Annotated in this window: 23 protein-coding genes and 2 pseudogenes; 11 read left to right on the forward strand and 14 right to left on the reverse strand. The window is 63.2% G+C overall.

Annotation, left to right across the window (positions count from 1 at the left end; genetic code table 11):
• Positions 1 to 35: 35 nt before the first annotated feature.
• Positions 36 to 488: a hypothetical protein gene (locus tag AABD04_RS07340; RefSeq protein WP_341440686.1), complete on the reverse strand. Its 453-nt coding sequence runs from the start codon at positions 486 to 488 to the stop codon at positions 36 to 38.
• Positions 489 to 633: 145 nt separating this feature from the next.
• Entirely contained in the window at positions 634 to 1134 is a 501-nt protein-coding gene (locus AABD04_RS07345; protein WP_341440687.1) for a hypothetical protein, read from the reverse strand.
• Positions 1135 to 1229: 95 nt separating this feature from the next.
• Here AABD04_RS07345 and istA point away from each other — a divergent pair, with 95 nt between their 5' ends.
• Both istA and istB read left to right on the forward strand, forming a co-directional pair.
• The gene (istA, locus tag AABD04_RS07350; RefSeq protein WP_094665460.1) at positions 1230 to 2762 is read left to right on the forward strand and encodes an IS21 family transposase; all 1533 of its coding nucleotides are present in this window, start codon (positions 1230 to 1232) and stop codon (positions 2760 to 2762) included.
• Positions 2759 to 3529, forward strand: coding sequence for an IS21-like element helper ATPase IstB (istB, locus tag AABD04_RS07355; protein ID WP_094665458.1), 771 nt, complete (start codon positions 2759 to 2761; stop codon positions 3527 to 3529). The genes istA and istB overlap by 4 nt, the downstream gene beginning before the upstream one ends.
• Before the next feature lie 59 nt (positions 3530 to 3588).
• Here istB and AABD04_RS07360 read toward each other — a convergent pair whose 3' ends face one another.
• From AABD04_RS07360 to AABD04_RS07375, 4 genes are all read right to left on the reverse strand, one after another.
• Positions 3589 to 4383: a WXG100 family type VII secretion target gene (locus tag AABD04_RS07360; protein ID WP_341440688.1), complete on the reverse strand. Its 795-nt coding sequence runs from the start codon at positions 4381 to 4383 to the stop codon at positions 3589 to 3591.
• The gene (locus AABD04_RS07365) at positions 4383 to 4679 is read right to left on the reverse strand and encodes a hypothetical protein (protein WP_341440689.1); all 297 of its coding nucleotides are present in this window, start codon (positions 4677 to 4679) and stop codon (positions 4383 to 4385) included. Before AABD04_RS07365 ends, AABD04_RS07360 begins: the two co-directional genes overlap by 1 nt.
• Positions 4676 to 4996 (reverse strand): SAV_915 family protein, encoded by a 321-nt coding sequence (locus AABD04_RS07370; protein ID WP_341440690.1) that lies wholly within the window; start codon positions 4994 to 4996, stop codon positions 4676 to 4678. Before AABD04_RS07370 ends, AABD04_RS07365 begins: the two co-directional genes overlap by 4 nt.
• Positions 4997 to 5161: 165 nt before the next feature.
• Positions 5162 to 5293, reverse strand: a complete 132-nt coding sequence (locus AABD04_RS07375) for a hypothetical protein (protein ID WP_341440691.1) — start codon at positions 5291 to 5293, stop codon at positions 5162 to 5164.
• A gap of 83 nt (positions 5294 to 5376) precedes the next feature.
• On the opposite strand from AABD04_RS07375, the pseudogene AABD04_RS07380 reads away from it, so the two are divergent.
• Positions 5377 to 5523, forward strand: a pseudogene (locus AABD04_RS07380) (Glu/Leu/Phe/Val dehydrogenase dimerization domain-containing protein); the annotation flags it as partial.
• Here the strand turns inward: AABD04_RS07380 and AABD04_RS07385 are convergent.
• Positions 5521 to 6441 (reverse strand): PucR family transcriptional regulator, encoded by a 921-nt coding sequence (locus AABD04_RS07385; RefSeq protein WP_341442983.1) that lies wholly within the window; start codon positions 6439 to 6441, stop codon positions 5521 to 5523. The pseudogene AABD04_RS07380 and the gene AABD04_RS07385 sit on opposite strands and share 3 nt — an antisense overlap.
• A 345-nt stretch (positions 6442 to 6786) precedes the next feature.
• Here AABD04_RS07385 and AABD04_RS07390 point away from each other — a divergent pair, with 345 nt between their 5' ends.
• Together AABD04_RS07390 and AABD04_RS07395 are read left to right on the forward strand one after the other, a co-directional pair.
• Positions 6787 to 8370, forward strand: a complete 1584-nt coding sequence (locus AABD04_RS07390) for an aldehyde dehydrogenase family protein (protein WP_423228125.1) — start codon at positions 6787 to 6789, stop codon at positions 8368 to 8370.
• On the forward strand, positions 8367 to 9194 hold the full coding sequence (locus AABD04_RS07395) for an SDR family oxidoreductase (RefSeq protein ID WP_341440693.1): 828 nt from the start codon (positions 8367 to 8369) through the stop codon (positions 9192 to 9194). The genes AABD04_RS07390 and AABD04_RS07395 overlap by 4 nt, the downstream gene beginning before the upstream one ends.
• A gap of 57 nt (positions 9195 to 9251) precedes the next feature.
• Here AABD04_RS07395 and AABD04_RS07400 read toward each other — a convergent pair whose 3' ends face one another.
• Positions 9252 to 10319 (reverse strand): ParB/Srx family N-terminal domain-containing protein, encoded by a 1068-nt coding sequence (locus AABD04_RS07400; protein ID WP_341440694.1) that lies wholly within the window; start codon positions 10317 to 10319, stop codon positions 9252 to 9254.
• 180 nt (positions 10320 to 10499) lie between these two features.
• Between AABD04_RS07400 and AABD04_RS07405 the strand changes: the two genes are divergently transcribed.
• A complete protein-coding gene (locus AABD04_RS07405) occupies positions 10500 to 11003 on the forward strand; it encodes a hypothetical protein (RefSeq protein ID WP_341440695.1) in 504 nt (167 codons plus the stop codon).
• Positions 11000 to 11629 carry an RES family NAD+ phosphorylase gene (locus AABD04_RS07410; RefSeq protein ID WP_341440696.1) on the forward strand — a complete coding sequence of 210 codons (630 nt, stop codon included), beginning with the start codon at positions 11000 to 11002 and terminating at the stop codon, positions 11627 to 11629. The genes AABD04_RS07405 and AABD04_RS07410 overlap by 4 nt, the downstream gene beginning before the upstream one ends.
• 3 nt (positions 11630 to 11632) lie before the next feature.
• Here AABD04_RS07410 and AABD04_RS07415 read toward each other — a convergent pair whose 3' ends face one another.
• From AABD04_RS07415 to AABD04_RS07440, 6 genes are all read right to left on the reverse strand, one after another.
• A complete protein-coding gene (locus AABD04_RS07415) occupies positions 11633 to 12163 on the reverse strand; it encodes a GNAT family N-acetyltransferase (RefSeq protein ID WP_341440697.1) in 531 nt (176 codons plus the stop codon).
• A gap of 258 nt (positions 12164 to 12421) precedes the next feature.
• Entirely contained in the window at positions 12422 to 13846 is a 1425-nt protein-coding gene (locus AABD04_RS07420; RefSeq protein ID WP_341440698.1) for a hypothetical protein, read from the reverse strand.
• A complete protein-coding gene (locus AABD04_RS07425) occupies positions 13846 to 16842 on the reverse strand; it encodes a hypothetical protein (protein WP_341440699.1) in 2997 nt (998 codons plus the stop codon). Before AABD04_RS07425 ends, AABD04_RS07420 begins: the two co-directional genes overlap by 1 nt.
• Before the next feature lie 207 nt (positions 16843 to 17049).
• On the reverse strand, positions 17050 to 18015 hold the full coding sequence (locus AABD04_RS07430) for a dioxygenase family protein (protein WP_341440700.1): 966 nt from the start codon (positions 18013 to 18015) through the stop codon (positions 17050 to 17052).
• 1 nt (position 18016) lies between these two features.
• Positions 18017 to 19087, reverse strand: coding sequence for a maleylacetate reductase (locus AABD04_RS07435; protein WP_341442984.1), 1071 nt, complete (start codon positions 19085 to 19087; stop codon positions 18017 to 18019).
• Positions 19088 to 19122: 35 nt separating this feature from the next.
• A complete protein-coding gene (locus AABD04_RS07440; protein ID WP_341440701.1) occupies positions 19123 to 19524 on the reverse strand; it encodes a nuclear transport factor 2 family protein in 402 nt (133 codons plus the stop codon).
• A gap of 473 nt (positions 19525 to 19997) precedes the next feature.
• Between AABD04_RS07440 and AABD04_RS07445 the strand changes: the two genes are divergently transcribed.
• The 4 genes and pseudogenes from AABD04_RS07445 (at position 19998) to AABD04_RS07460 (ending at position 25710) form a co-directional block, all read left to right on the forward strand.
• Positions 19998 to 20993, forward strand: a complete 996-nt coding sequence (locus tag AABD04_RS07445; RefSeq protein WP_341440702.1) for an ABC transporter permease — start codon at positions 19998 to 20000, stop codon at positions 20991 to 20993.
• A 94-nt stretch (positions 20994 to 21087) separates the two neighbouring features.
• A pseudogene (locus AABD04_RS07450) lies at positions 21088 to 22146 on the forward strand (substrate-binding domain-containing protein).
• A gap of 41 nt (positions 22147 to 22187) precedes the next feature.
• On the forward strand, positions 22188 to 24698 hold the full coding sequence (locus AABD04_RS07455; RefSeq protein ID WP_341440703.1) for an ATP-binding cassette domain-containing protein: 2511 nt from the start codon (positions 22188 to 22190) through the stop codon (positions 24696 to 24698).
• A 37-nt stretch (positions 24699 to 24735) separates the two neighbouring features.
• On the forward strand, positions 24736 to 25710 hold the full coding sequence (locus AABD04_RS07460; RefSeq protein WP_341440704.1) for a zinc-dependent alcohol dehydrogenase: 975 nt from the start codon (positions 24736 to 24738) through the stop codon (positions 25708 to 25710).
• Positions 25711 to 25712: the final 2 nt, after the last annotated feature.

Here is a 25712-nt window from a genome sequence, read left to right on the forward strand (position 1 = left end):
CGGACCGACCGCGGCTCCGTACCGACGCACGGCGGCTAGATCTTGAGAATTCGGCGTGCCGCTTTCGATATGTCGCAGTTGCCGTGGGCGACGGAGTGGGCGATGCCGTTGTAGACGAGGTTCCAGAGCAGTGGGTTCTGTTGTGTGGCGTTCAGGACGAGGACAAATTTGTTGCCGTGGGTGTCGCGGATCGACATGGCGCGATTGAGTCCGACGGTGGTGGATCGGATTCTGATGAGTTCGTAGGTCGATGCCCACTCGTCACGTTGTTGGATCCATCGAGCACCGGCGATGACACGGTCCTTCTTCAGATGGAAGTACATCGCCACGCAGATCACAGTGATGAAGACCCACAGAAACCAGTTGGATGTCCAGTCGAATCCGCGATAGATGACTGTTCCGCTGACGGCAAAGAGGCAGAGATAGAAGATCGCCCCCTGCAGTGGGTAGTGCTTGGATTCTTCGCACCATTCGAGGGGTGGTCCCATTTCCGCGGGTACTACAATGTCGGTCGTCGGGCTACCCGGTGGTGTCATCCGCATACCCTTGGATTCGGTGCGCGGCGCGGACGGCGGTCTCGGTTCGCCCGTCGTCGGGTCGGGCATGGGAGCGGGTCGGGTGAATCTGCGCATCTCAGTCGGTCGCCGCTTCGATGAGTTCACCGACGCCGTAGGCGACGAGAATGCCGACGCCGACGGCCGCGACTGTCGCGGGACCTCCAGCGGCACTCCCCAGCAGCAGAGTTGTCGCAGCCGTACCGGCCAGGAAGCCGCCCGCATCTTTTGCGACGACCTTCGTCGCGTCACCAAAGTCTTCGGCATCCCGCAAGTCATGTGCTGTTTGAAGCGAGGTGACGACAACTCCCGCGATGGGTATCTTCTGGCCGATAGCCCCTGTCAGCGGCAGGCCCTTCGAAGCCAGCTGGCCAAGCTTCGGTAAGACGCTCCCCGGCAGCAGCGCCCCGTTCTGTGCAGCGACTCGAATCGCATCATCCGCAGCAGGGGTGAAGGCCTGTCGGCGGCCATGAAAAACTGACCACAGGCGGCCATGAATATGCCCACTGACGGCCGATAAGAACTGACCACTCGCGGCCACGAATGTGACCGCCTGTGGCCACGAATCTGCCCAGACCACACCCATCCTCTCGGCGCGTCAGCGCCGAGGAGGCCTCTCCTGCGGTTTCGATACCGATGCCTAGTCCGTATCGAATCCACCGCAGGAGAGACCACGTGAAGTCTGACGGAGAACTGATGGACATACTCAATGCATACGACCTGACCGGATCATTGCGGGCCGCCGCAGACTTGTGCGGCTGCTCCCACAACACCGTGAAAAAGGCCGTCGAAGACCGAGACGCCGGCCTGCCACCGGCCACCCACCGAACCAAAATCACCGACGACTGGCTCGAATACCTCGAAGAGTGGGTCTCCAAATCCAAGGGCAAGATCCGCGGCGACAAAGCCCACGAGAAACTTCTCGCACTCGGCTACACCGGTGCCGACCGCACCACTCGACGCGCCCTCGCCGAAATCAAAACCCAATGGAGACTGGGCAATACGAGAGTGCACCGGCCATGGATCACCGAACCAGGACTGTGGCTGCAGTACGACTTCGGAGACGGCCCGGTCGTCGACGGCCGCAAGATCGTGCTCCTCGTCGCCTGGCTGGCCTGGTGCCGCTACCGCATCGTGGTCCCACTACGCGACCGCACCGCAGCGAGCGTCTTCGCTGGCCTGGACCGGGTCTTCCGCATCATCGGCGGCGCACCGACCTACCTGCTCACCGACAACGAAAAGACCGTTACCGCCGGCCACGTCGCCGGCGTCCCGATCCGCAATCGCACCGCGGTCACCTTCGGTCGGTACTACGGAATCACCGTGCTGACCTGCCAACCGGCGGACCCTGCATCGAAAGGCGGAGTGGAGAACGCTGTCAAACTCGCCAAAGCCGACATCGTGCCCACCGAGACGAACCTGCTCGAGCAGTACGCCACCTTCGCCGACGTCGAAATCGCGTGCACGGCGTTCATGACCGAGATCAACGCCCGAGTACATCGGGCCACCCGCCGCGTCCCGAACGAGATGCTCGCCGAGGAACGACCCGAGTTGCACGGTATCCCCGACATGCCGCACACCGCAGTCCTCGGAGTCGCTCGCCGAGTCCCCGACAACACACCGATGGTCACCTTTGATCACTGCCAATACTCGACACCAGCAACACTATTGGGTCAGAGCGTGTGGGTCAGACTGCACGACGGGACAGATGAGGTCGTCATCTGCGCTCTCGATGACGGTGGCCCGATCGAAGTGGCCCGGCACGCCCGCACCACACCCGGCAGCCCCGCCATCGACGACGCCCACTTCCCCGGACATCACCCGAGGATCCCCGGCGACTACAGCGTCCGCGCGCGAACAGTATCCGAACAGCAATTCCTCGCGATCGGGGAAGGTGCCGCGACATGGCTCAAGGAAGCCGCCGCGGTCGGCACCGAACGGATATACCTGAAAATGTCGCACGCGGTCGATCTCGCGCGACTCGGAGTTCGGGGCGATGTCGATTGGGCACTCGGGCACGCAGCGGTGCACGGCCGCTTCGCCACCGGCGACCTCGACTCGATCCTCGCATCGAAGGGAATGGACCTCACCCGCCGCGGCGCATCCGAATCCACCTCCCTCACGCAAGGCACATCAGGATGGAACTTGTTGGGCAGCAACGCTATCGAACACAAAACCGCCGACGAGACGAACGAAGGTCAGCGATGAACACCGTCACAGCGGAACTCCCCACCGACCTCGAAACGCTGCTGCGGCAACTCCGCCTGCCGCATGCCAGGTCCATCGCCGCCGAAGTCCTCGCCACCGCACGAGCACAACGCTGGGACCCCGCCGAGGTCGTCAAAGCGCTTCTCTCAGAGGAATCCGCCGGCCGGGCACGATCGATGCTGACCGCCCGCCGCAAAGCAGCGGGATTCCCCACCGGGAAGACCTTCGAGGTCTGGGACGAGAACGCATCATCGATCCCGCTTCCCACCCAGCATGCCCTGCAGACCCTCGAATGGGTGCATCGCCGCGAGAATCTGGTGGTCTGCGGGCCGGCCGGGACAGGCAAGACATTCTTCCTCGAAGCGTTGGGACAGAACGTGATCCAAGCGGGGATGCCGGTCGCGTGGTTCACCCTCGAGCAGATCGGGGTCCTCGTACGCGCGCACCGATCCGACGACTCACTCGGCAAAGCGATCGCGAAGATCGTGCGCGCCGAACTCGTCGTGATCGACGATGTCGGGCTGTTGCCCGTCGGGACCGATGCCGCCGAAGGGCTGTACCGAATCGTCGAAGCAGCCTACGAACGCAAGTCCGTCGCGATCTCCTCGAACCTTCACCCGAGCGGGTTCGACGAACTGATGCCCAAGACCCTCGCCACTGCAACGGTCGATCGGCTGCTGCACCACGCGCACCTATGCCAAACCAGCGGCGATTCGGTCCGCCTCGCCCAAGCCCTGCACGGTCAGGGGGTCAAACCCTTGACCTGACATGATGCTCGACCGGTGGCGGACAAACCCGACATGGGCAGATTCGTGTCCGCCACCGGTCAGTTCTTGTTGGCCACCCATGGGCAGTTCTCGTGACCGCCTGTGGTCACTTCCCGATGTCCATTGACAAAGGCCGACGTCACTCTGGTCGCGGCTGTATTGACCGAATTGGGTGCCGCCTCGGAGGCAAGGGCGACGAACCGTTCCAATTGGGCGGCTCTGGTCTGTGCAATCGCACCCCAATGGTCGGCTTGCTGGGCGGCAGTGCCCAGGTAGCTGATCACTCCGCCGGCGGTCATCCACGGCGCGGAACCGCGCAGCCGGTCCAGCCAGCCAGCACTGTCATCGAAGGCGGACTGCAGCGCCGTGTGAGCATTCGACTCGGTCGTCCGTGCCTCGATGACCATGTCGACGGCATCGTTGTACGCCGCGATCTGGTTCGCCTGCGTTGTCAGTTGATCGATCGACCAGGGGCCCGTCGGATGTAGTGGTTCAGGATCGCCGATCCACGTTGCGTTGCAGACATTCGGGCCGACCCAGATACCGGTTTCGATGGCCCGCGCAATCGCTCGGTTGAGGCCTTCTCGGGCTGTGAGCATCGAGTCGGCGAACGATTCGAGTGCCTGCGCCAGCGCTGTTGCCCGGTCCGCGGTCTTTTCTGCGGCCGTGCTCAACGTCGAGATCGTGTCGCGGAAACTGTCTCCGGCACCGGACTTCCATACGTCCTCGGACCGGTCGCGGGCGTCGCGGAACCTTTCGAATCCGCCCTCTGCACTCTCGCCGAGCGTGCGCAACGCTGCTGCACACTCGCGGCAGGCATCGATGTCCACGTCGAGGTACACGTAGATCGGCATCAGCGCGGACCGCCCGGTGCTCCTGCATCGACAACGGCTGCGGTGTTCGCGTCTTCTGCGGTCGCGTAGTTCTCGTCGCACGCCTGCACTGCGTCGGCTGCGCGAGCCGAGGCGATCATCAGCTCCGACATCGCCTGCGCCAGAGACCTTATGGCCTCGCCGACGAAGATGGTGGACGGGCCCGCGTTCGGCACCTCGGGTGCGCTGTCGCCACTCGAATCCAACGTTTGCGCGTTCTCGATCAGTATCCGAGCGGGTTCGTTCAGGTCACCGATCTCGATACCTGGCAGGCTCATCGGAGCGGATCAGTCATGTACGTACCGGGCGTACTGCTATCAGCGCCAATACGTCTGTCCGGCAGTGGAAGTGCGGCATCGAGTAGGACGACGTCGATTTCGGCCGACGCGCGGATCTCGGCGAGCCCGTGTTCGTCCACCAGCCCCCACGGCTGTCCGTTGCCGCAGTTCTGGACCAATGATGTCAGCGACGTGTATGCCGCCAACCCGACTCGGCCGTCGGGCAGGATTCGCAGATCAACCGTCCTGCTGGCAGTACCGTCCGACGGTTGAAGCGGCACATACAACCCCGGCGAACTGCCGCGATGCTCGAACATTTACCCCCCGGTAAGTCGACGTCAGCGACCCCCGGCGTGCTGACTCCGGCAATACAGTAGCGGGTTCTGTTCGATTCGGGAGCACTGCCGACCCGAGGCAGTTCGGCGTCGGCACGGATGCTCGGTGTTGTGGAACTTGCGAATGATCGCGGCGGCGTGCTCGGGTCAGAGACCTCTCCAGATGGACGGTTCGGCTAGACGATCGTCTCCACGTGGATGATCTCGGTCCTGGGTGAGGAGCTCGTGCAACTTCTTGGGCTCCTCGGCGCGGCGAGCCCGGCCGATCAGCATCCCCACCGCGACCAACTGCTGCCGTACGCCGTCGTGCAGGTCGCGCTCGATGCGGCGGCGTTCGTCGTCGATGGCGTCGACGACGTTGGGTCAACGACTTCCTCGTCAAGTTTCTGGGATTCGAGCAGATTTCCAAGAACGCGCTCGCCGGACTTCCCATCGGCGGAGGCCAAGGCGGATCGGACTTCTACCCGAAAGGGCGTTCCGAAGCGGCAGTGATGCGGTTCTGTTGGTCAGTTCGCGCTCTGTGTGTCGGCGGTTGCGCAGACCAGGGCAAGGTGCAGTTCCAGTCTTCCGGTTTCCAGACTGTGTCCCAGAAGGTCCTCGGCTTGCCGTAGTCGATAGCGAACGGTGTTGCGATGCAGGCCGAGTTTTGTCGAGGCACCGCCGACACCCTCCGCAAGGTAGGCGATCACGGTGTCCCGAAGCGGGGCGTGGACATCGTCTGCCAACCGTCCGAGAGTGCGGTCGATGAAGGTCGACAGTGCCGTTCGATCCGCGGAGAGCAGGCTGACCAGTTCTACATCCGAATACAACACGAGCTGGCGTGCATCGGCCTGTAGTGCCGCAACAGCTTCCCGGTGGCTGGACCGGAAGCCTTCTACTCCGTTGGCGGTGATGCCGATACCGATCCGTATGTCCTTGGGACGTGTGGTCGCGTTCAACAGAGTCAGATCGGGTGTGTGGTCGGTCGCGAGCCAAGCCCAGAGGGTGCGCGACCCGACAGGGACCAGCAGCGGTCGGGGTGCGCCCAATGCTGCGGCCAGCCGGACAGCTGATTCTTCGAGCCCTGTCGTGCCGTCGGTTTCGCTGTCGGCAATGATGACAAGTGCGGTGTTGCGGCGTCGAAGTGGATGGCCGAGTGAGGTTTCCGCCGCGGTCACGTCGACGGCGTCTCCGCGCAGGACCGCCTCGACCTGTTGCCTTCGCCGCGTGAGCGCACTGCGCAGCCATCGCTCACGCTCTTCCGCGTACGCGGTGATCAGTTGCTCGACGCACAAGCTGAACCAGTCGGTTGCGCGCGACCAGACCTCGGTCAAAATCTCGACCCGGCCTTCCTCGGGCCAATTCTGGGTCTCGATCATCTCGTTCGCATACCGAAGTGCAGCCTGTTGCCCATGCCGGTAGATCCGGAGCAGAACTGACAGCTCCATTCCTCGGCGCGCGATCGTACAGGCGAGGTGCACAGCCTCGACTGCAGGACGCACGTCATCGGCATCGGCAAGCAAATACGCGACGAAGGCCCGCAGTTGTCCTGCGGTGCTGGCGTCGAGGTCGCGGCGAAGCTCGAGGTCGGAGTCGAACAGGGGCAGTTCCGCCGCGATTTCGTCGTTGAGACGTTGTATGACGGCGGCAACGTCGCTCGTCTTCACCAGATTCGCCGCGAGCTCGCCGATCCAGGAGGTCGGGTTGAAATCGGTCACCCCACAATTGTGCACCGCGCACAATCGTGACTCGGCTACTTGGATATTTCTCTCTATCGACGCACTCCGAAAAGAATGACGATGGACTTCTTGTTGCCATCGAGGAGTAGAGGGACAGTGTCCGCAACTACGACAGACCCGCAGATCGAGATCGTGAATCCGGCAGACGGCCGAGCGGTCGGAACGGTACCGAACGTCGGTAGAGCCGAAGTGGAACGGATCGTCGGTGACGTGCGCGCAGCGCAGCCTGCGTGGGAGGCACTCGGAGCCAAGGGGCGCAGCACGTGGTTGGCGAAGTTCCGCGACTGGCTGCTCGATCACGCCGACGAGATCGCCGATGTATTGCAGTCCGAGACCGGAAAACCCCGGGCCGAGGCTCGGATCGAAGCGCCGATGATGGCCGATTTGATCAACTACTACAACTCCAACGGTGCGAAATTCCTGGCCGACGAGCCGGTCGGGGCGCATGGTCTGATGACGATACAGAAGAAGATGCTCAAGGTTTTTCGGCCCTATCCTGTCGTCGGAATCATCACCCCATGGAATTTTCCGCTGGTCATGCCGCTGATCGACGGCATCCCCGCACTGATGGCCGGTGCTGCCGTGCTGATCAAGCCGTCGGAGGTGACACCGCTGACTGCGCAGCTGATCGAGCGCGGCTGGACCGACATCGGCGCGCCGCCGATACTGAGAATTGTCACCGGGCTGGGCGCTACTGGCGAAGCGGTTGTCGACGCGGTCGACTACGTCCAGTTCACCGGTTCCACCCCGACTGGTCGCAAGATCGCCCAGGCCTGCGCCGGGCAACTCAAGCCGTACAGCCTCGAACTCGGCGGTAAGGATCCGGCGATCGTGCTGGCCGACGCCGACGTCGATCGGGCGGTCAACGGGGTGACTTGGGGCGGACTGATGAACTCTGGGCAGGTGTGTATCTCTGTCGAACGTGTGTACGTAGAAGCCCCGATCTACGACGAGTTCGTCGCAAAGCTCGCACGGAAGGTCGGCTCGCTACGCCAAGGTGCCGACGACCGGTCCTTTGCCCACGACGTGGGCGCATTGGCGACTACGGATCAGCAGACAATCGTCGACGGTCAAGTCACCTCGGCCATCGCAGCGGGGGCGCGTGCTGTGACCGGAGGAAAGCAGGGCGTAACCGGCACGTTCTATGAGCCCACTGTCCTTGTGAACGTGGACCATTCGATGGCCTGCATGCGGGAGGAGACATTCGGTCCGACGATCCCGGTGATGAAAGTGGCCGATGAGGCCGAGGCGATCCGGCTGGCGAACGACTCACCGTTCGGCCTGTCGGCAACGGTGTGGACCAGTGATATCAAACGCGGCATGGCCGTTGCGCGACAGATCGAGGCCGGCGCAGTCAACATCAACGACGCCTTCATCAACTTATTCGAATTCGGGCTGCCGCACGGCGGATGGAAGGACTCCGGCGTCGGGGCGCGTTTGGGTGGGGCACAAGGCGTTCGGAAGTACTGCCGGGTTCAGTCGATCACGGCACCGCGCATTCCGACGTTGCATGCCGAACCACTCTGGTATCCCTACAGCCCGACCAAAATGAAAGCAGTGGGTGGACTGCTGCGCATGTTGGTTGCACGAGACCTCGGCCGAATTCTCGGCCGCACAAACGACAAGGACAACGCATGAGCAGCACAATCTCCGGCAAGGTAATCGCAATCACGGGCGGTGCCCGTGGCATCGGCTTCGACACGGCCAAGCGCCTTGTCGCAGACGGTGCCCGCGTCGCGATCGGTGACATCGACGAAGTGCAGATGAAAGAGGCTGTCACCGAACTCGACATCACGGCGTACGCGCGACTGGACGTCACGGACCCGGCTTCGTTTGCCGAGTTCTTGGATATGGTCGAGTCCGAACTCGGTCCCATCGACGTCCTGGTCAACAACGCCGGCATCATGCCGACCGGCTGGTTCCATGAGGAGTCGGACAAGATCACCCGACGTCAGGTCGAGATCAACGTCCTCGGCGTGATGTGGGGTTCGAAGCAGGCACTGCAACGGATGCTGCCGCGCCGCGCTGGTCACGTCATCAATATCGCGTCACTGGCCGGGGAAGGCTACTTCCCCGGTGTGGCCGCGTACTGCGGGACGAAGCACGCCGTGAAGGCACTCACCGAGACACTGCGCCGGGAATACCGCAACAGTGGAGTCGAATTCTCCTGCGTCATGCCGACATTCGTGAATACGGAGTTGACGGCAGGTGCCGGCAAGCCGAAGTTGCTGCGCAACGCGGAACCACAGGAGATTGCCGACGCGATCGCCGATCTCATCGCCCACCCGAAGCCACAGGTTCGGGTGACTCGTCTCGCCGGCAAGGTCAGTCAGCTTCAGAATGTATTGCCGCGCCGAATGCTCGCTCCGATCATCAAAGTCTTGCGCGCCGAGCACGTCCTGCTCCAGGATGTCGACAACAATGCTCGAAAGGCCTACTTGGACCGCATCGAAACCAACTAGGCCACGCGACCTCGAACTGTCGTACCTGACCTGGCACCGGTCGGGTCGAAGGACGAACTACCTCGGCAGTCCCATCTTGTACTGCAATGCGTAGGCCAGTTTGCCGGGCTTGTCGTCCGAGTACGGTGCCGACAGCTTTCCGAATTCGCCCTTGGAGGCTGCCTTCCCGTCGTTCCACGCGCCCAGAGCGCCGAGTTCCGCTGCGGTGCGGCCACTGTCGATCACCGCGTCTTTCGGTGCGGCGACCTGAGCGCGCGACACCGATTCGACGGTGCTCAGGTAGCTCGCCAGGTTGGTGCTGTCCCACCCACTGATGTCGACGGCACCGGAGTCACGAACCCATGCGCCCCAATAGAATTCCTGGAACGGGATCGAGCCGGGTGTGAAGCCGATGTCTCGGGCGAAGTACGTCAGGCTGCGGTACTCGTCGTTCTGGAACTTGGCGAGACCGACTCCCGACGGCAGTTGTTCCACCGGAACCTCGTTGCCGTCGACATCGTAGTTCCACACCCACTTCTCGGCTTTCATTCGCGCCCAGAAATCGGCAGTGGTCAGGTCGCTGAGGTTCGCGACCACCCGCAGACGCAAATGCAGGTTCGGTCCACCGTCGGCTGATTCGTAGAACGAGGTCAGAGTGTGGTGTCCGTCGGTCAGGTACGGCACGCCACCCGGCCCGATGACGACAGTCTTCATCGGCGCGATGGTGTCGGGCGTTTCCTGGCCGACGGGGACGGTGCAGGTGAACGACGACGGATTGTCCAGTCGTGCATCGGGCAACGCGGAGGCGGCCTCTTCCTGGCCGTTGGCCTCGCACCAGTCGTCGAATTTCTTGTTGATTTCGTCCTTGCCGAGTGTGTAGCGACCGAGCTTGTAGTACACCTCGTCGTACCCGAGCGAGGGCTGCGTCGCGCGCACCTCACCGATCGTGAGATCGAGAAGCTCACCCGCTTCGGCACATTGGTAACCGAGGCCCGCCGAAGATCCGGAGGGAAGCAGGCCTGCGACCTGACACAACGGCGACATAGTCCTCGCCGGCGCGGCCGTGGCAACGGCACCCATCGACGTGGACACAACAGAGATCAATGCAAGTGCGCCCAACAGTGCAGCTCTACGAAGCGAGGCCATCGGTGAAACTCCCATGAGTTCGAGAAACGAAGTCTGCCGAGACTGTCGCACTCCGGTCACCGGTCGATATCGAGCAACCGAACCGCAGGTGTTCCGGAGGTGAACGCGTCAGGTCCCGTCCGGTTACCGAGCCAAGTTGACATGGTTGACATCGAGGCAGTGGAGGGGGACTATCGGGGCATGTCCACAGTCGAGAAGGATTTCGAGGTCATGGCCCACCGGCTGGTCGAGGCCAGCGGCGCGCCTGACGAACGTGATCTGGCGTACGCGAGGGCAGGTCTCGAGGGCATCGTCAACGGTTTGAAGGCGCGTCGTGCGTGGAGCGAGCACGTGGGTGAGATCTTGACTCCGAGTGAGGCTCTCGCAGTAGCGGGTTGGACTCGTGCTGCTCTGAGCAAGGCTGTGCGCGACCATCGCGTTCTGCGATTGACAGGTGGTAACGGCAAGTACGGGTATGCCGCGGCCGGGTTCACCGACGACCGTCCGGCAAAGCCGATTGTCGGTCTCCAAGAGGTGCTTCGGGTGTGGGCGGAGGTCGATCCGCAAGGATGGTCGACGGCTGCGTGGTTGGCCACCGAGCAGCCCGAGTTGGGTGGCCGCACACCTCGGCGTGCTCTTCTCGATGGTGATGTGCCGGTCGTAGCTCGCGCGGGCCGGGCTGCTGCCAGTCGCCTTGCGGCGTGAGTTCCGAGCGCACTGTCGTTCATCTGTCCGAGCCCAAGCCCGTAAGGGAATTGGCGGGGCGATTTCCGTCGTACACGTACCCGGCCGGGACGGAGCTGTTCAGGTCGCATCGGGCCGGTCTGGGAACGTGGTGGTACTCGTCGAGCGGTGGCGGCAGGTTCGACCTCGATGAGCCCGACGGCACGTGCTACTTGGCGGAGGACGAAGTGGTGACGCTTCTGGAGATTTTCGGCGGTCAACTCGTGGTGCCGAGGTACGAGGTCGATGTGCGCGCTGCGTCGGCGATCACGCTGGGTTCCGATGTCACGCTCGCCGATCTGACTGCCAACACCGGTGTTGCGTTCGGCGTGACGGCTGAGATCTTTTCGACTGCGGATTATCCGTTGACCCAGCGGTGGGCGGTCGCGTTACGTGCGGCGGGTTTCGACGGTCTGCGGTATTGGGCGCGCCACGAGCTCGAACGTTCTGGTCGGTGTATTGCGCTATTCGGTGAAGCAGGTGCGGGCGGTGAGGGACATCGCCATGCAGTGAAGGTTACGACCGGACTGTCCGACCGGGCGGATCTGCTGCAGCGGTGGCACGAAGAAACAGGCGTCACGATCCTGGACGTTCCGGATCTGCTGTAGCGGTCAGCGATCCTCGCGCAACATCGCGTACACGAGGGTGTCCGTCCATTCACTTTTGCACCACCAGTTCTGGCGAAAGTGCGCTTCCTGACGCATCCCTACTCGGGCCGCCAACCGGGCCGACGCGTCGTTCCGACCATCCAGCTGTGCGCTGATCCTGTGGATTTGGGGGAGCGAGAACACGTGCTCGACCAACGCGTTGACCGCCTCGGTGGCGTAACCACGACCGGCCACGTCGGGGGAGAATGTCCACCCGAGCTCGACGAGGGCCGGGGAACCGTCGACCAACCATGCCTCGGCGTTGCCCACCACCGTTCCCTCGTGTTCGACGACCATCGCGAGCGCCTGGGTGTGCAGTCCTGATCGCTTCATCCGTTTGCCCACGGCTGCAACGGCATCGGCATGTGTCCAGGCCTCGTGCAGCAGATAGCGGCACACTTCCGGGTCGCTGTAGTACGCGAGAATCCTGTCCGCGTCGTCGGGTTCGTACAGACGAAGCGTCAGGCGTTCGGTGTGAATGGGCTCGACGGTCATGAGAGCTATTCTGCCCGGACCGAATTCACGCTTATTCGAGCCCCGTCCTCGGACAGGCATTGACGGATCGTGGTGAATCGAAGCTGATCGTCATCATGTGGAAGGCACGTGAATCGGTGGACACGCGGCACAGCGTCGTACCCAATGCAGACCCTGTGGCCGTCTCGTCGAAAACTCCACCCTGGCAGCGGTACCGGTGGACCGTCCTACGCTTCCTGTCACCCGTCGCACTGCTGGTCCTCGGGCAGATCGCCAGTGCTACCGGGCAATCGCCACCACGACGTATTTCTTGCCGTCGATCGTCTTGCTCTGCCCGAGCCGGATGCTCAATGCCTCGAGCGGGGTGAGGAGTTCGTATTTCGGCAGTACCGGCTCCAACGTGGCCAATTTCGAGTTCGATGCCTCGGCCGGCGCGGTCCCGGTGCTGGGGCCGGCTCGGGGAACGAGCAGGGTGAAGATGGTCGTGCCGTCGGTGATCGGCCCCAGTTGCTTGCCGGACTGTGCGAGTGCTCGGTTCAGCGAGCCGATGGGTCCCTGTCGGATCGGCTTGGCTTCGGCGTCGGTGGACGTGAGGAGCACCAGGCCGACGACCGCACCGGCCACTGCGTAGGACACAACCTTCACCGTCACCAAGGATGTCACCAGTGTTTCGGCGGCGGCAAACACGGCTGCCGCCGCCGGAGCGGCGACAGGCGCGAACACGATGACGATCGCTACGATCACGACAGCACCGATCAGTGCTGCTATCTGCAACTCGGACAGAGTCTGTTGCTGCAGTGTCTGCGACTGCGCGGAGGGCGTACTCATCACCCGCGCGTACGTCGATTCGTCGAGGAGCATGGTCACTGCAGCCCCGGCGACGATACGTCCGGCGCACAGGGTTTTCATGGCAGCGGAGATGCCGTCGACGAAGCCGTTCAGGGGCGCAACGATCCCCGTCGACGACAACTCGGGGACCGTGAAGATCGGCATGGGTATGTCGAACGGGGCGGGGTCGGGCAGATACGCGTACTTGGGCATGCCCCTCGGGAAGTACCTCTCGATGACGAGTGAGCGCAGCGCCCAGCTGTAGCTGAACACGTAGTCGGGGTCTTCCTTGTCGTCGATCTCCCAGTGGTAAAGCACGGCCCCCGGCAGGTACTGATCGGCGATCAGCGTGGCAACGGGTTTGTCGGGGCGGCGGAACTCGAACACCACGGAGGACCCGTCGATCGTTCGGCGCAGTGGGTAGTAGTTCATCCCCGGATGCCAGGCGATGACCGAGAGGCAGTGTCGATTGGCATGGTGGGCATACCATTCGGCTTCCTTGGATGCGCGGGTGTCGTAGTCGACGGCCGGTGGCGTCCCCTTCCCGATGAATTTCTTGGGTTTGATTTCCCAGATGGCGTGCAGGTGGGTATCGACGATGTCAGCGAAGCCGACCGGTCGATCGAGCTTGGGATCGGACACCTTTTTCGTCAGTCTGTTCAACGCGAAGGTGATGTTGCTCAGGAGAGCATCGAGCGTGTTCCACAGTCGTCCAGTTTTGCTCGCGTCGGGAATGCTGAACTCCACTTGTGGTGCGCGCCAGGGCTGAGCACAGAAATCGACCTGGATCACGAAGTGCTCTGCTCGTCCGTAGCGCTCCATCATCCCGACGACATCGGGCTCACTGAGCGGCGAGGACTGCCCACACCTGGCCACTATTGGTCCATCGCCGTCGGAAGCGGAGACTCGTCCTGTTGCAACCAGACCAGGGTCGTAGGGACCTTGTACGTCCAGGGGGTGCCCTCGGGGACGGCTCCCTGGAGATCGTCCGTCTTGTCCCGAGTCTCCTCTGCGAGTGAACGAAACAGATCGTCGTCCAGGTCCGGAAGTGGGCCGCCCTTCCACACCAGATCGGACAGGTCGTGTTTGCCGTGTGGGTTCATCAGCAGGTAGCGGATCATGTCTTCGAATGCCCTCGGGGCAGGCAGGGTGATCCGGACCGACCCGGCCGACAAGAAGTTCTGAAAGAGGGGATCGGGGTTGTCTCCGGCCATCAGGTCGTCCCACTCGGAATGTCTGCCCCAGAAGTACGGATAGAACATGTACGTCATGTTGTTCCACTCGAAGGCTTGCTCGAAGAACTGAACTATCCGGCCGTCCGTCAGTGCCTTGTCGAAGTCGATTCGTGGCTCGTCCTGATAGTGGCGAACTGCGCCGAACCGGTCGAAGTGTTGTCCCGTGAGCATGCTGATACTGAGCCGCTTCAGCTCCGTTGCGATGGTGGACTTGTTGATTCCAGGGTTGTGGCCCCGGATGACGACGGCAGAGTCCGAGCGGGCGCGCAGGTCGGCCACCGCCTGATCGTAGGCCCGCTTCTTGATCTCGTACTGCGCGTAGATCTTCCCGAAGGTCTTCATCTGCCACGCTCGTAGGTGATCGGGCCGTCGAAGGCAGATGACGCTGACGGTCGCCGATGCGGTCTGGGTGTCGTGGATGGAGAACGTGACGGGAATTCTTTCCCCGCTGGCCGCGTAGAAAACCCCCGGCGGGTAGGCGTTCCCGTATTCGGCGAATAGCTTCGTCTTCGATGTATTCGATTCACCGATGGCGTGGGTGAAGTGGTTGACGCTGACGATGGTATTGGGGTGATCCCACCTGACGGTGTGCATCGAGAACTCGTAGCCCACCATGTCGTATCCGATGGGAACGACGAACTTTTCGTCGGCCGACATGATCACCGCGTCGTCGTCCATGATCTTGCCGTCGGATTTCAGGGTGACGGATACAACCACGAATTCGTCCGGAGGAGAATCGATCTCGGTCAATCCGTACCGGCTGGCGTACCGCCGGAAGTTGAGACTGGTGAGGTGGTTCCAGTTCAGCGCAGGATAGTGGTTACCGGGTGACGGCATGTCGGTGTAGACCAACGGCGGGGGAGGGTCGATGCCGATGTCCGTGCGAGGGTTCATCGCGGCGGAGCGGTAGAGCGCGGCTGGCTCGGGCAGAACGAGTTCGATGAGCACCCGCGATCCGTAGTTGTAGACCTGTGCCCGATACTTCTTGTCGACCCACCGGTAGATACCGCTGATGTTCTTGGACCCCGGTGCCGTATTGACGATACCGGTGGAGTTGATCTCCTCCACCTCGGTGATCGTCTTCGTGGTCCGCTCGGCCCGCACCCGGTTCTGCACCTTGTCCAACGACTTGCTGACGACCTCCCTGGCGAAGGTAGAGCTGTTTTTCGTCGACTCCTTCGTCGAGTCCTTGGTGGCGAATTCCCCAGTGGCCGTTACCTTGACCATTCCGTACGAGCCGGTCACTTCGACACCGGCTTTCCAGTCGGCTTCTTCCTGGATGGTCTTCTCGGCCTCGGATTTGATCTCGAACCGGTCGGTGGTTTGCTGGCTCCGCTCCGATTCCTTGTTCTCGTCCGTCGCCTCGAAGATGGTGGTCTCCGTTCGATCGAGACGACGGTGCATACGGTCGCGCTTCTCCCCGGCCAGCACATTCTCGATATGCGCGATCTCACCGGCCACGTACGACGTCAACGTCTCCTTCACCACTTTCAGATCGCCGATGCCGATCGTGGTGATCTTGCCGCTCATGTCCGCGTCGCCTCTGTCCGACAGGGGCGGGATCGATACGTCGATGTCGACGAATTTCTCGATCTGCTGCTGCAACAGACTCGACGGGGCGGGGACGACTTCGACGTCGAAGTCCTTGGCGGCCAACGCCAATGCGTTGGATACTCTGACGGGGTCCAGTGCGGCGGCCTCGATCGACATGCGGTCGAGCTCGTCGGCGAGTTCGCGTCGCGCGACATGGATCGGAGTGCTCTGCCCGATTCTCAGTCTGTCCAGCAGGTTCGATTGTGTGGACGTGAGGTCTACTGTCACAGCGCTCCGTAGGCTTGCGACGGTGGACACCTCGGTGATGTCGGTGGCCTCGTCCACACCCGTGGCGATCTCGTCTCGGGTGGGTGATCGCCGTCGTGTGGTTGGCGAGGTTCTGGCGACGGCCGAGTCTGCGGTGTAGGACATCAGTGCCGCAGCAGAGACGATATTCCGAGCGAGCTCGCGGTACTTCGAGTCGTCCTCCGGTTCTGGTCGGTCCTCCCTGTTCGGGGGCGGCACAGGCGGGGATGTCGGCACCGGTCGAAGATTGTCGGTGAACGCAGGATCGAGCATCACCCGCGAGTCGAGCAGTCGAAGGACGTCACCGACGTCGGTGCCGCCCTGCGGCGTGCCGGCGACGAGGTGGAACAGTTGCAGAGCCGCGACCGGTTCGATGAGCATCTTCCCGGCATTCGGTCCGTGTGCGAACGCGGTGTAGATCGCCCGCCAGATGGAGTTCATCGACCGTGTTCTGCCACCCGCCGAGGTGTACGTGCTGCGCGCGCCGACCAACATATCGTCGAGTTCGACCACCGTGTCGCTGCCGTTGTCGCGAGCGAGCACCCGACATTTCTCTTCGAGATCCCACCGCTGCTGAGCCCACTGTTCGATGTTTCTGTGATCGAGTTCCTTCCACGCTGCTTCCGCCGCTCCGGGTTCGGCGAGGTGCTGGGCGAGCGAGATCAACTCGACAGGTCCCGAATCGTTCTCGAGTTGTGGGTCGCGCATGGCGTAGACGAGGGTGTCCTGCTTGGTGTACAGCTGCAGCGGCCGCGCCGCGACGAATGTGAACAGTTCGGTGACGATGGCTTCGCTCACGATGGCTCCCGACCACTGAGGACGATCCCCATCCAGCCTGGACACTCGACTCGACGGCTCGTGCGGCAAATGTAGCCCTGATCGGCCGGGTGGTAAACCGCACAAGCATGTCGACTGATCGCCAATCGTTATGCATAGCAAACGATTTGATGTCCAGCTGAGAACGCAGGCCAGTTCAGCAACGACTCAGGGTGGTGTCACATACATCTAGTTTGGAAGCGAAGCCTGCACAGCGGAGCTCGGTACCGTGGGCTGGGCTCCTGCGTCGTTCGCGCGCCGATCCGGTGCGAGAACGATGTCGAATTCGACTCTCGACCAGGTGTTTTCCCCAAGGTCGCGACCGTCGGGTGCGGGAGTTCCCGCGGGCTGTTCCACGAAGTCCTTGACGAGCGAGTCCTTGACGCCGAACACCGAATCACGTTCGAGCAATTCGTCGCCGCGCACGAAGATGTGGGTGATCAGCGTCCGTTTGCCCTCGGCGGCCACCATGAAGTGCAGGTGCGATGCCCGCATCGGCGAGCGCCCGGCGGCGTCGAGCATCCGCCCGACGGGTCCGTCGAACGGAATCGGGTACGGAGTCGGAGTGAGGCCCCAGAACGCGAACTTCCCGTTGTCGTCCGAGAACAGGTGTCCACGAGCGGCGACCCGTCCATCGGAGTACTGGACGTCGTAGAAGCCGTCGTCGTCCGCTTCCCACACCTCGATCCGAGCATTCGCAACTGGGTCGCCTGCGATATCGGTGACCGTCCCCTCGACCCAGCATGCCTGGCCCGGTGCGCCCTGGGAGATGTCACCGCCCGACTCGATCGCGGGGGCGTCGTCGACGAAGAACGGACCGAACACAGTCGATTCCGTCTCGCCGGCGATCGCTTCGTTGTTGACGGTCACCGTCTGCATCGACGCGCCGAACACGTCGGACAGCAGGATGAATTCCTGACGTCGATCATCGGTGATGTGACCGACCTCGGTGAGGAACTCGATGGCCGTGGTCCACTCGTCTTCGGTCAGTCGGACTTCTCGGATGAACGCGTGGAGATGCTCGGTCAATCCCGTGAGAAGTTCTCGCAGTCGCGGATCGGGGGTGTCGGCAAAGCTGGCCAGGACCTTGTCGGTCAGTGCTCGCTCCCGGCCATTCTGCTCCGCGGAGATGTCGGTGCGGTTGTCGTCAGCCATGTCAGCGTCCCTCGTCCTCGGAAGTCGTTCCTGCCCAGACATTATGGAGCAGAACCTCGAGCGATTCAGCGGTGACCGGCCGCGGATTGGACGCGGGGGCTGCTTCGAGAACGAGCGCAACGGCCTCGTCGAGATCGGACTCCTTGAGGCCGTAGTCGCGCAGCGCGGTCGGTGCCTCGAGTTCGGTGCGGAGCGACCACAGTCCTTCCACTGCAGTGGAGGTCCCGAAAGCAGCCGCGATGCGCTGCTCGGCCGCGGGCGCGTATGGAGCGTTGTACTCGAGTACGTGTGGCAGCACGATCGCATGCGTCTGGGCATGCGGCATGTTGTACGTGCCACCGAGCACATGGCAGATCTTGTGATGCAAGCCGGATCCCGCGGACGCGAAGGCGACCGCGGAAAGGTAAGCGCCGTAGAGGGTTTGCTCATGGCCGGATTGGCTGGCGGAATCTCGCTTGATGTCTCGAAGCCCGCTGGACAGCGCAGTGATGGCCTCCACCGCGAGAGTCGAGTTGATCGGATCCGCTCGCGGAGCCCACATCGAGTCGACGGAATGCGCCAGGGCGTTGAGCCCGGACGCCACACTCAATTTCACCGGAAGGGTCAGCAGCGAGAGCACGTCGTAGATCACGGTGGTGGGGAGTACGCGCGCGTCGACGCCGGTGGTCTTGCGCGAGGACTCCGTCAGTCCCCATACGTTCGTGGCCTCCGAGCCCGCATATGTGGTGGGAACGGCGACAATGGGAATACCGCTGGTGAGAGCGACGGCCTTGGCCAGACCGGTGGTCGAACCGCCGCCGATGGAGACCAGCAGATCCACGTCGTGTTCACGGGCCGCGGCGCGTGCTTTCTCCGCTGTCTCGATCGGAACATGCTGTACCACATCGGAATACATCAGGCGTGGTTCGATCTCGCTGCACACCGACTCAGCCAGCTCGGTCTCGGCGGGGCCGGCGATCACCATGACCGACTGTGCGTCGAGTCGAGTGACCTCGGCAGCGAGGTTGGATGCGGCCTTGCCCGCTCCGAACAGAACGCGTTGAGCGAGTGAGTCGTGCTCGAATTCGAGCATCCGTGCCTCCGGTGTGTCGGTGAGTCGAGTGTGTATCAGTGCGAGGGGCGCGGAGTCGGCTGGTACGCGAGCAGCAGCCACTCGTCGTTCTCCTTGACCCACACCGCAATCGAGTTGTTCACCAGTTCCTTCTCCTTGCCGTTGGCGGTGATGCTCGCGTTCATTTCGCCGACGACTACTGCGGTGTCGCCCGACACGAGAATGTCGTCGGTGGGGTGGTCGATGCGGTGGTAGACGTAGAAGCCCGAGGTGACCTTGTTCAGGTACGAGTCCACCGTGTCGCGGCTGCCGTCGGAGTGGGTGTACACGAGGTTCGGGTGGCAGCAGCTCACGAAGGCATCGAGGTCGCCGTCGACGATCGCCGTGTAGCGCTTGTTCTCGAGCTCGGAGATCGTGGCCTTGATGGCGTCGATATCGAGTTCCTGTGCCTGTGTCATGAGGATTCTCCTGGAAAGTCGAGCGGCCGCAGATGTGCCGGTAGCTGAGACGGTAAGCACACCGAGGGCGGGTGTCAACTATTAACGAACACCTGAATTGTCCGTCCGCGGCCCAGTCGAACCGTCGTGCGGCGAACCCGACGGCACTGTGATTGCATCATTCGCGCAGCTCGCGGCAGTCAGGCTGGCCCGAGAAGTGGTTCACGGCACCGGCCTCTTGACAAAGTGACCCACTGCACAGTTCAATCAGGACAGGACATTGCATGCAGCGTCGGTGGACACTGTGCGATGTGACCGGCCCGATGTGTACAGCCGGATCCATCGCATCCGAATCGTCCGTCGGCTGCACCGACCCCTCATTGCGCGATCATCGGAGAACTCTCGTGACATCACACGGTCAAACGGTTGGAGGCCCCGCCCCGACGGCGGGTGCCGGGCCTGGTCCCGGCAACGAACGGGCGAAGACGGACGTAGTGCGCACTGCTCTGAGCGGACGTGCGAGAGGTGCCGTCGCCATCGGAGTCGCCACCGTCGTGCTGTTCCTGGTCAGCGCAGTACTCGCGCCACAGAGCGTCAGCGGTGGGGCGATCTCGGCGATGTTGCCGTTCGCGGCGATCCTCGCGGTCGTCGCGATCGGGCAGACCCTGGTCGTGCAGCAAGGCGGTATCGACCTCTCGGTGCCGGGCGTGTTCTCACTGTCGGTCGTCGTGGTCACCAAGCTCGCCAGTAGCGGTACGACCGGTGCGATCGTCATGGCCGTTGTTGCAGCCCTGCTCATCTCTGCAGTGGCCGGAGCAGTCTCGGGCTTCGTCGTCGCGCGGTTGAACGTTGCGCCGATCGTCGCGACCCTCGGCATGAATGCACTGCTCATCGGTGCTACCTGGGCCGTCTCCGAGGGTGCTGCACGCCGCACCCCGACCGGACTGTCGGATGTCATCGGCTCGACGGTGCTCGGAGTTCCGGTGACCGTCGTCGTCGCGGTCGTTCTGACCGTCATCGTCGGGATCGTCGTTCGGCTCACCCCGACCGGACGCATCTTCGAGGCCGTCGGTGCCAATCCTCGGGTCGCCGTCGCGGCAGGCATCGCCCCGCTGCGCTACACGTTGAGCGCCTATTCCGTGGCCGCCGTGCTGTACGCCGTCGCCGGTGTGTTGTTGACCGGCATCGTCAACACACCGGGAATCAGTGAGGGCAACACCTACCTTCTGCCCTCGGTGGCCGCAGTGGTTCTCGGTGGCACATCGCTGCTCGGCGGTAAGGGCAGTGTGCTCGCCTCGTTGATCGCTGCAGTGTTCTTCACCCAGGTCGACCGGTTGGCGTCGACGCTGGGACTCGCCTACGGCTGGCAGATCCTCATTCAGGCTCTCGCGCTCGGCCTCGGTGTGGCCTTCCACAGCGGTTTTCGGCCCGTAGGCAAACGTCGCGCCGGTGCCGTCGAGGAACCGCGTAAGTCGGTCGAGGTGTCGTGACGGCCGGCACGCGGCACCTGCCCCGCTACGACATTCGTTCTTACCCCCTGACTCGAGGACACCATCGATGACGCTCAAGACCTATTCCTTGCGGATGCTGACGTTGCTGCCTGTTGCCGCCCTGATCGCGGGCTGCTCGGTGGGCGGCTTCGAGACCGTGTCCAGCAGCGAGCCGCGGCCGGACTGGTGTGGCCCGACGCCGGCCGTCATCGGGTTCGCCGACGGTAGCGGTGGAAACAGCTGGAAACGAACCAACGCCGCCGAACTGCGGGACGAACTCGCGAAGTGCTCCTCGGTCACGGACTTCATCACCACCGATGCCCAGGGCGACACCCAGAAGGCGATCGCCGACATCAAGAGCCTCGGCGCTCAGGGCGTCGACGGAATACTCGTGTTTCCCGACTCGGGCAAGGCCGTTCTTCCGGCACTGCGCTACGAGTACAAGGCCGGCGTCGCCGTCGTTCCGTACCGGGTTTCTCCCGGTGGCTCCGAGGGGTCGGAGTACACCACCTTCGTGGCCGCGGATTTCGGTGCTATCGGCCGCCTCTACGCCGAGTGGCTGGTGAAGTCGCTGCCGAACGGCGAGGGCAACGTTCTGTTCCTCGGCGGACCGCCCGCGAACTCCTAGGATCTCGCGGAATACGCGGGCATGCAGGAAGTCCTGGTCGATCATCCGGGCATCAAGTTGATCGGCGACCAGCCGTTCACCGTCACCAACTGGACGCCCGCAGAAACCCAGCAGGCTACCTCGACCATGCTCTCGCGTTACCCCCAAATCGATGCGGTCATGACGGACTTCGCCGCGACCAGCATCATGACGGCATTCCAGCAGGCAGGCCGGCCGCTCCCGCTGATCGCATCGGCCGATTCCAACGGACTGTCGTGCCAGTACGAGCAGCTGAAGGACGCCAATCCCGGATTCGAGCTGTTCACGGTGACCTCGCAGACCTACATGGTTCGACTGGCCGTCCAGCATGTCGTAGCCGAGGCCACCGGGGGCATCGCCCCCGAGTCGAAAGTCGATGTGCCGGTTCCCTTCGAGGACTCGATCAGTGGTGTACCGAGCGCACCGATCTGTGAGCCGGATCTGCCCGAGGACGCGCTCCTGTCGACCGCACTCGATCCCCAGCGCATCGGAGAGGTTTTGCAATGACACGTCCGATCACACCGCAGCCAGTGCTGTCAGGAGCTTCGATGAACGAGAGATCCACGTCCACAGTCACTCTCGCCGAGCCGTACCTTCAGGTCCGCGGGATCGGGATGACTTTCGGCCCGGTGACCGCGCTGGCCGGTGTCGACATCGACATCAGGCCGGGGCAGGTGCACGCGCTGCTGGGTGAGAACGGCGCAGGCAAGTCGACGCTGATGTCGATCATCTCCGGGACGCTGAGCCCGACCTCGGGATCGGTGGTCGTCGCGGGCGACGAGCGCACCGACCTGACGCCTGCCGACGCTCTTGCGCTCGGGATCTCCATCGTCCATCAGACTCCCGCTCTGTTGCCGGACCTGACGGTCACCGAGAATCTCGTGCTGGCCATTCCTCGGAACCTGCGCCCCTCGATTTCGGAGATGGGGCCGTGGGTCACCGAGAAGCTGGCGGTCGTGGGGTGCACGGTGCACCCGGACACCAAGTGCGGCGACCTTCCCATCGCCGAGCGTCAACTGATCGAGATCGCCAAGGCGCTCGCGATCGACACGAAGGTGCTCATTCTCGACGAGCCGACGGCACCGCTGGTGCAGGACAAGGTCGATCTGCTCTTCGAGCAGGTGCGACGGTTCGCCGCAGCCGGGGTCGCGGTCGTCTACATCACCCACCGCATCCCCGAGGTGCGGGAACTGGCAGACACGATGACCATTCTTCGCGACGGCCGGGTGCGGGGTTCCTACGATCCGCAGTCACTCACCGACGACGAGATCATCACGCTCATCGCCGGACGCGACGTCGACGCCGTGTTCCCACCCAAGGGCACCGGTTCGAGTGCGGAAGGACTCGTCGTCGAGAACCTGTCGAGTCCCGATTTCGAGGACATCTCGTTCACGGTCGGGGCGGGCGAGATCGTCGGTCTCGCCGGTGTCGCGGGCAACGGTCAGGTCGCAATACTCCGTGCCCTGGCAGGTCTGTCCGAATCCACCGGAACAGTTCGGTTGGGCGGTGATCGATTGACGCTGAAGTCGTCCGCCGACGCACACCGCGCCGGAATTGCATTCATGCCTGCCGATCGCGCAGGAGAAGGTGTGTTGCCGGAGTTCTCGATCCGGGAGAATTCCGCCCTCGGCGCGTTCGGACGATTCGTGTCCAACGGCATCATCGACAAGAGCCGCGAGAGTCGACTCACGACGGCGATGGCCAAGGCCCTGACCGTCAAGGCACCGAGCGTCGAGACCTCGGTGGGGAACCTCTCCGGAGGCAACCAGCAGAAGGTGGTCCTGGCCCGGGCGTTACTGTCCGAGCCCACGCTCATTCTGGCCGAGGAGCCGACGCAGGGCGTCGACGCCGGAGCCCGCGCCGAGATCTATTCGCAGCTACGAGCGGCCGCGGACGACGGTATGGCGATCGTCGTGCTGTCCTCCGACGCTGTCGAACTCGAGGGGTTGTGCGACCGGGTTCTGGTCGTCTCCCGCGGTGCCGTCGTCGAGTCTCTCAGCGGTGACGCGGTGACCGAACACAACATGATGCACGCCATGGTGTCGGCCACCGGACACCGAAGCGCTGCGGCGGCAACGGGAGTCGGGGCGGTGGACAAGCCTCCGAGCAAAATCGCTCGATCACTGCCCGCGTACACACTCCTCGGTGCCATCGTTCTGCTGTCCCTGATCGCCACGACGCAGAACGCACGATTCCTCGGTGAAGCCAACCTCGTATCGGTACTGCTCACCACCACGGCGCTCGGCTTCATCGCGCTGGGCCAGATGGTTGTGGTGATGACCGGCGGCATCGATCTGTCGGTGGGACCTCTCACCGGGCTGGTGCTGGTGATCATGTCGTTCTTCTGGTTCGACGGGGCGTCGGTGGGGAGTTTGGTGGCCGGTGTCGCCGTGGCCGTCGCCGCCGCGATCATCGTCGGCGCAATCAACGGCGGATTGATCCGCGGCCTCGGCTTCACTGCCGTGGCAGCAACGCTGGTGACCTACATCGGTATTCAGGGAATCTCACTGCTGCTGCGACCGGAGATCGACGGATACGTCGACTTCGCCATTCTCGATGTCATCAACTACAGCGTCGGTCCGGTTCCCGTGGCGTTCGTGGTCGCGGTACTCGCAGCCGTGGCGCTCGGTGTCGTGCTGCGCTTCGCTCGGCCCGGAATAGCGCTCCGCGCTTCGGGATCCGATAGCGCGATCGCCGAAAAGATGGGCGTCCGTACCGGCCTCACCGTCACGGCGGCCTACATAGGCTGCTCGTTGATGACGATGCTCGGTGGAATCATGCTGGTCGGTCAGGTCGGCGTCGGTGACCCGAACCAGGGAATCGGATTCACCCTGTCGGCCATCACCGCGGTCGTCGTCGCCGGAACACTGCTGCGCGGCGGTAGCGGTTCACCCATTGCGGTACTGCTCGGAGCGCTTCTGCTGCAGGTGATTCTGGCTCTCGCCAACTTCCTGCGGCTGGATACGGCCTGGCAGTACTGGCTGCAGGGCGCCATCGTCATCGTCGCCGCCGTGCTGTACATCGCTCTGCAGCAGCGCAATTCGGTTCGCAAGCACTAACGTTTCGCACAAGAACGCCCCACTAGAGGAGACATCAGTGAAAGCACTCAGATTTGTCGGAGAGAACCGGGCCGAGGTCTCCGACATCGACATCCCGACCATTGCGGCGGACGAGGTTCTGATCGCCGCACGATCGGTCGGCGTATGCCATTCCGACATCGAACTGCTCGAGGGCCGGTACATCATCCCGTTCGAGTACCCGATCATTCCCGGCCACGAGTGGTCCGGTGAGGTCGCGAAGGTGGGTGCCGACGTCGACGGTTTCGAGGTGGGCGACCGTGTCGTCGGAGAATGCGTCATCGGCGAGGACCACTTCGGATTCTCCATCAGCGGAGCAGCGGCAGAGTTCTTCGTCGTCAAACCTGCATGGCTGCACAAGCTTCCCGATGAGGTCTCGTTCACCAGCGGTGCTCTCGTCGAACCGTTCAGTTGCGGCTACTACGGGTTGATGCGCGCCGGAAACGTCAACGCGAGCGACGTACTCGTCGTGCTCGGAGCCGGACCGATCGGGCTCGGCGTCGTTGCCGGCGGCGCAGCCATGGGGGCGACGACCATCGTGGTCGAACCTTCCGAGGGACGTCGGCAGGCCGCATTGAAACTCGGTGCCGCACATGCAGTCACCCCGGACGAGGTGGACGAACTACTCGCGCAGGTGAGTGGCGGCCGAGGTGCCGATGTCGTCATCGAGGCAACGGGCCGTCCCGAGGTGATGGCCAGTGCCCTGGAACTCGCCGGGCATCGCGCACGGGTGGTGTACATCGGCATCGACGTCGGACGGTCCGCACCGGCGAAACTGGGTCTCATCCAATCCAAGGAACTCGACATCCGCGGCGCGATCGGCTCGCCGGGCGTGTGGCCGGCGACGCTGCGCTTCATCGCCAGGAGTGGACTCGATCTCGGCGGACTGGTGACGCGCGAAATCGCGGCCGACGATGCCGTCACCGCTCTCGACGAAGCACAGAAGCCTGCCGAGAACATCAAGGTGCACATCACCTTCGATGCAACTCTCTGAAC

Source organism: Rhodococcoides navarretei (genome assembly GCF_038069675.1).
GTDB lineage: Bacteria > Actinomycetota > Actinomycetes > Mycobacteriales > Mycobacteriaceae > Rhodococcoides > Rhodococcoides navarretei.

Excerpts from the sequence above, each read along its gene's own strand:
- AABD04_RS07440 (WP_341440701.1), bottom strand. The coding sequence starts at position 19,524 with ATGACACAGGCACAGGAACTCGATATCGACGCCATCAAGGCCACGATC.
- AABD04_RS07390 (WP_423228125.1), top strand. The coding sequence starts at position 6,787 with ATGACGATGGACTTCTTGTTGCCATCGAGGAGTAGAGGGACAGTGTCC.
- AABD04_RS07405 (WP_341440695.1), top strand. The coding sequence starts at position 10,500 with ATGTCCACAGTCGAGAAGGATTTCGAGGTCATGGCCCACCGGCTGGTC.
- AABD04_RS07415 (WP_341440697.1), bottom strand. The coding sequence starts at position 12,163 with ATGACCGTCGAGCCCATTCACACCGAACGCCTGACGCTTCGTCTGTAC.
- AABD04_RS07360 (WP_341440688.1), bottom strand. The coding sequence starts at position 4,383 with ATGCCGATCTACGTGTACCTCGACGTGGACATCGATGCCTGCCGCGAG.
- AABD04_RS07340 (WP_341440686.1), bottom strand. The coding sequence starts at position 488 with ATGGGACCACCCCTCGAATGGTGCGAAGAATCCAAGCACTACCCACTG.
- AABD04_RS07385 (WP_341442983.1), bottom strand. The coding sequence starts at position 6,441 with ATGGAGCTGTCAGTTCTGCTCCGGATCTACCGGCATGGGCAACAGGCT.
- AABD04_RS07455 (WP_341440703.1), top strand. The coding sequence starts at position 22,188 with ATGAACGAGAGATCCACGTCCACAGTCACTCTCGCCGAGCCGTACCTT.
- AABD04_RS07395 (WP_341440693.1), top strand. The coding sequence starts at position 8,367 with ATGAGCAGCACAATCTCCGGCAAGGTAATCGCAATCACGGGCGGTGCC.
- AABD04_RS07435 (WP_341442984.1), bottom strand. The coding sequence starts at position 19,087 with ATGCTCGAATTCGAGCACGACTCACTCGCTCAACGCGTTCTGTTCGGA.
- AABD04_RS07370 (WP_341440690.1), bottom strand. The coding sequence starts at position 4,996 with ATGTTCGAGCATCGCGGCAGTTCGCCGGGGTTGTATGTGCCGCTTCAA.
- istB (WP_094665458.1), top strand. The coding sequence starts at position 2,759 with ATGAACACCGTCACAGCGGAACTCCCCACCGACCTCGAAACGCTGCTG.
- AABD04_RS07365 (WP_341440689.1), bottom strand. The coding sequence starts at position 4,679 with ATGAGCCTGCCAGGTATCGAGATCGGTGACCTGAACGAACCCGCTCGG.
- AABD04_RS07430 (WP_341440700.1), bottom strand. The coding sequence starts at position 18,015 with ATGGCTGACGACAACCGCACCGACATCTCCGCGGAGCAGAATGGCCGG.
- AABD04_RS07400 (WP_341440694.1), bottom strand. The coding sequence starts at position 10,319 with ATGGCCTCGCTTCGTAGAGCTGCACTGTTGGGCGCACTTGCATTGATC.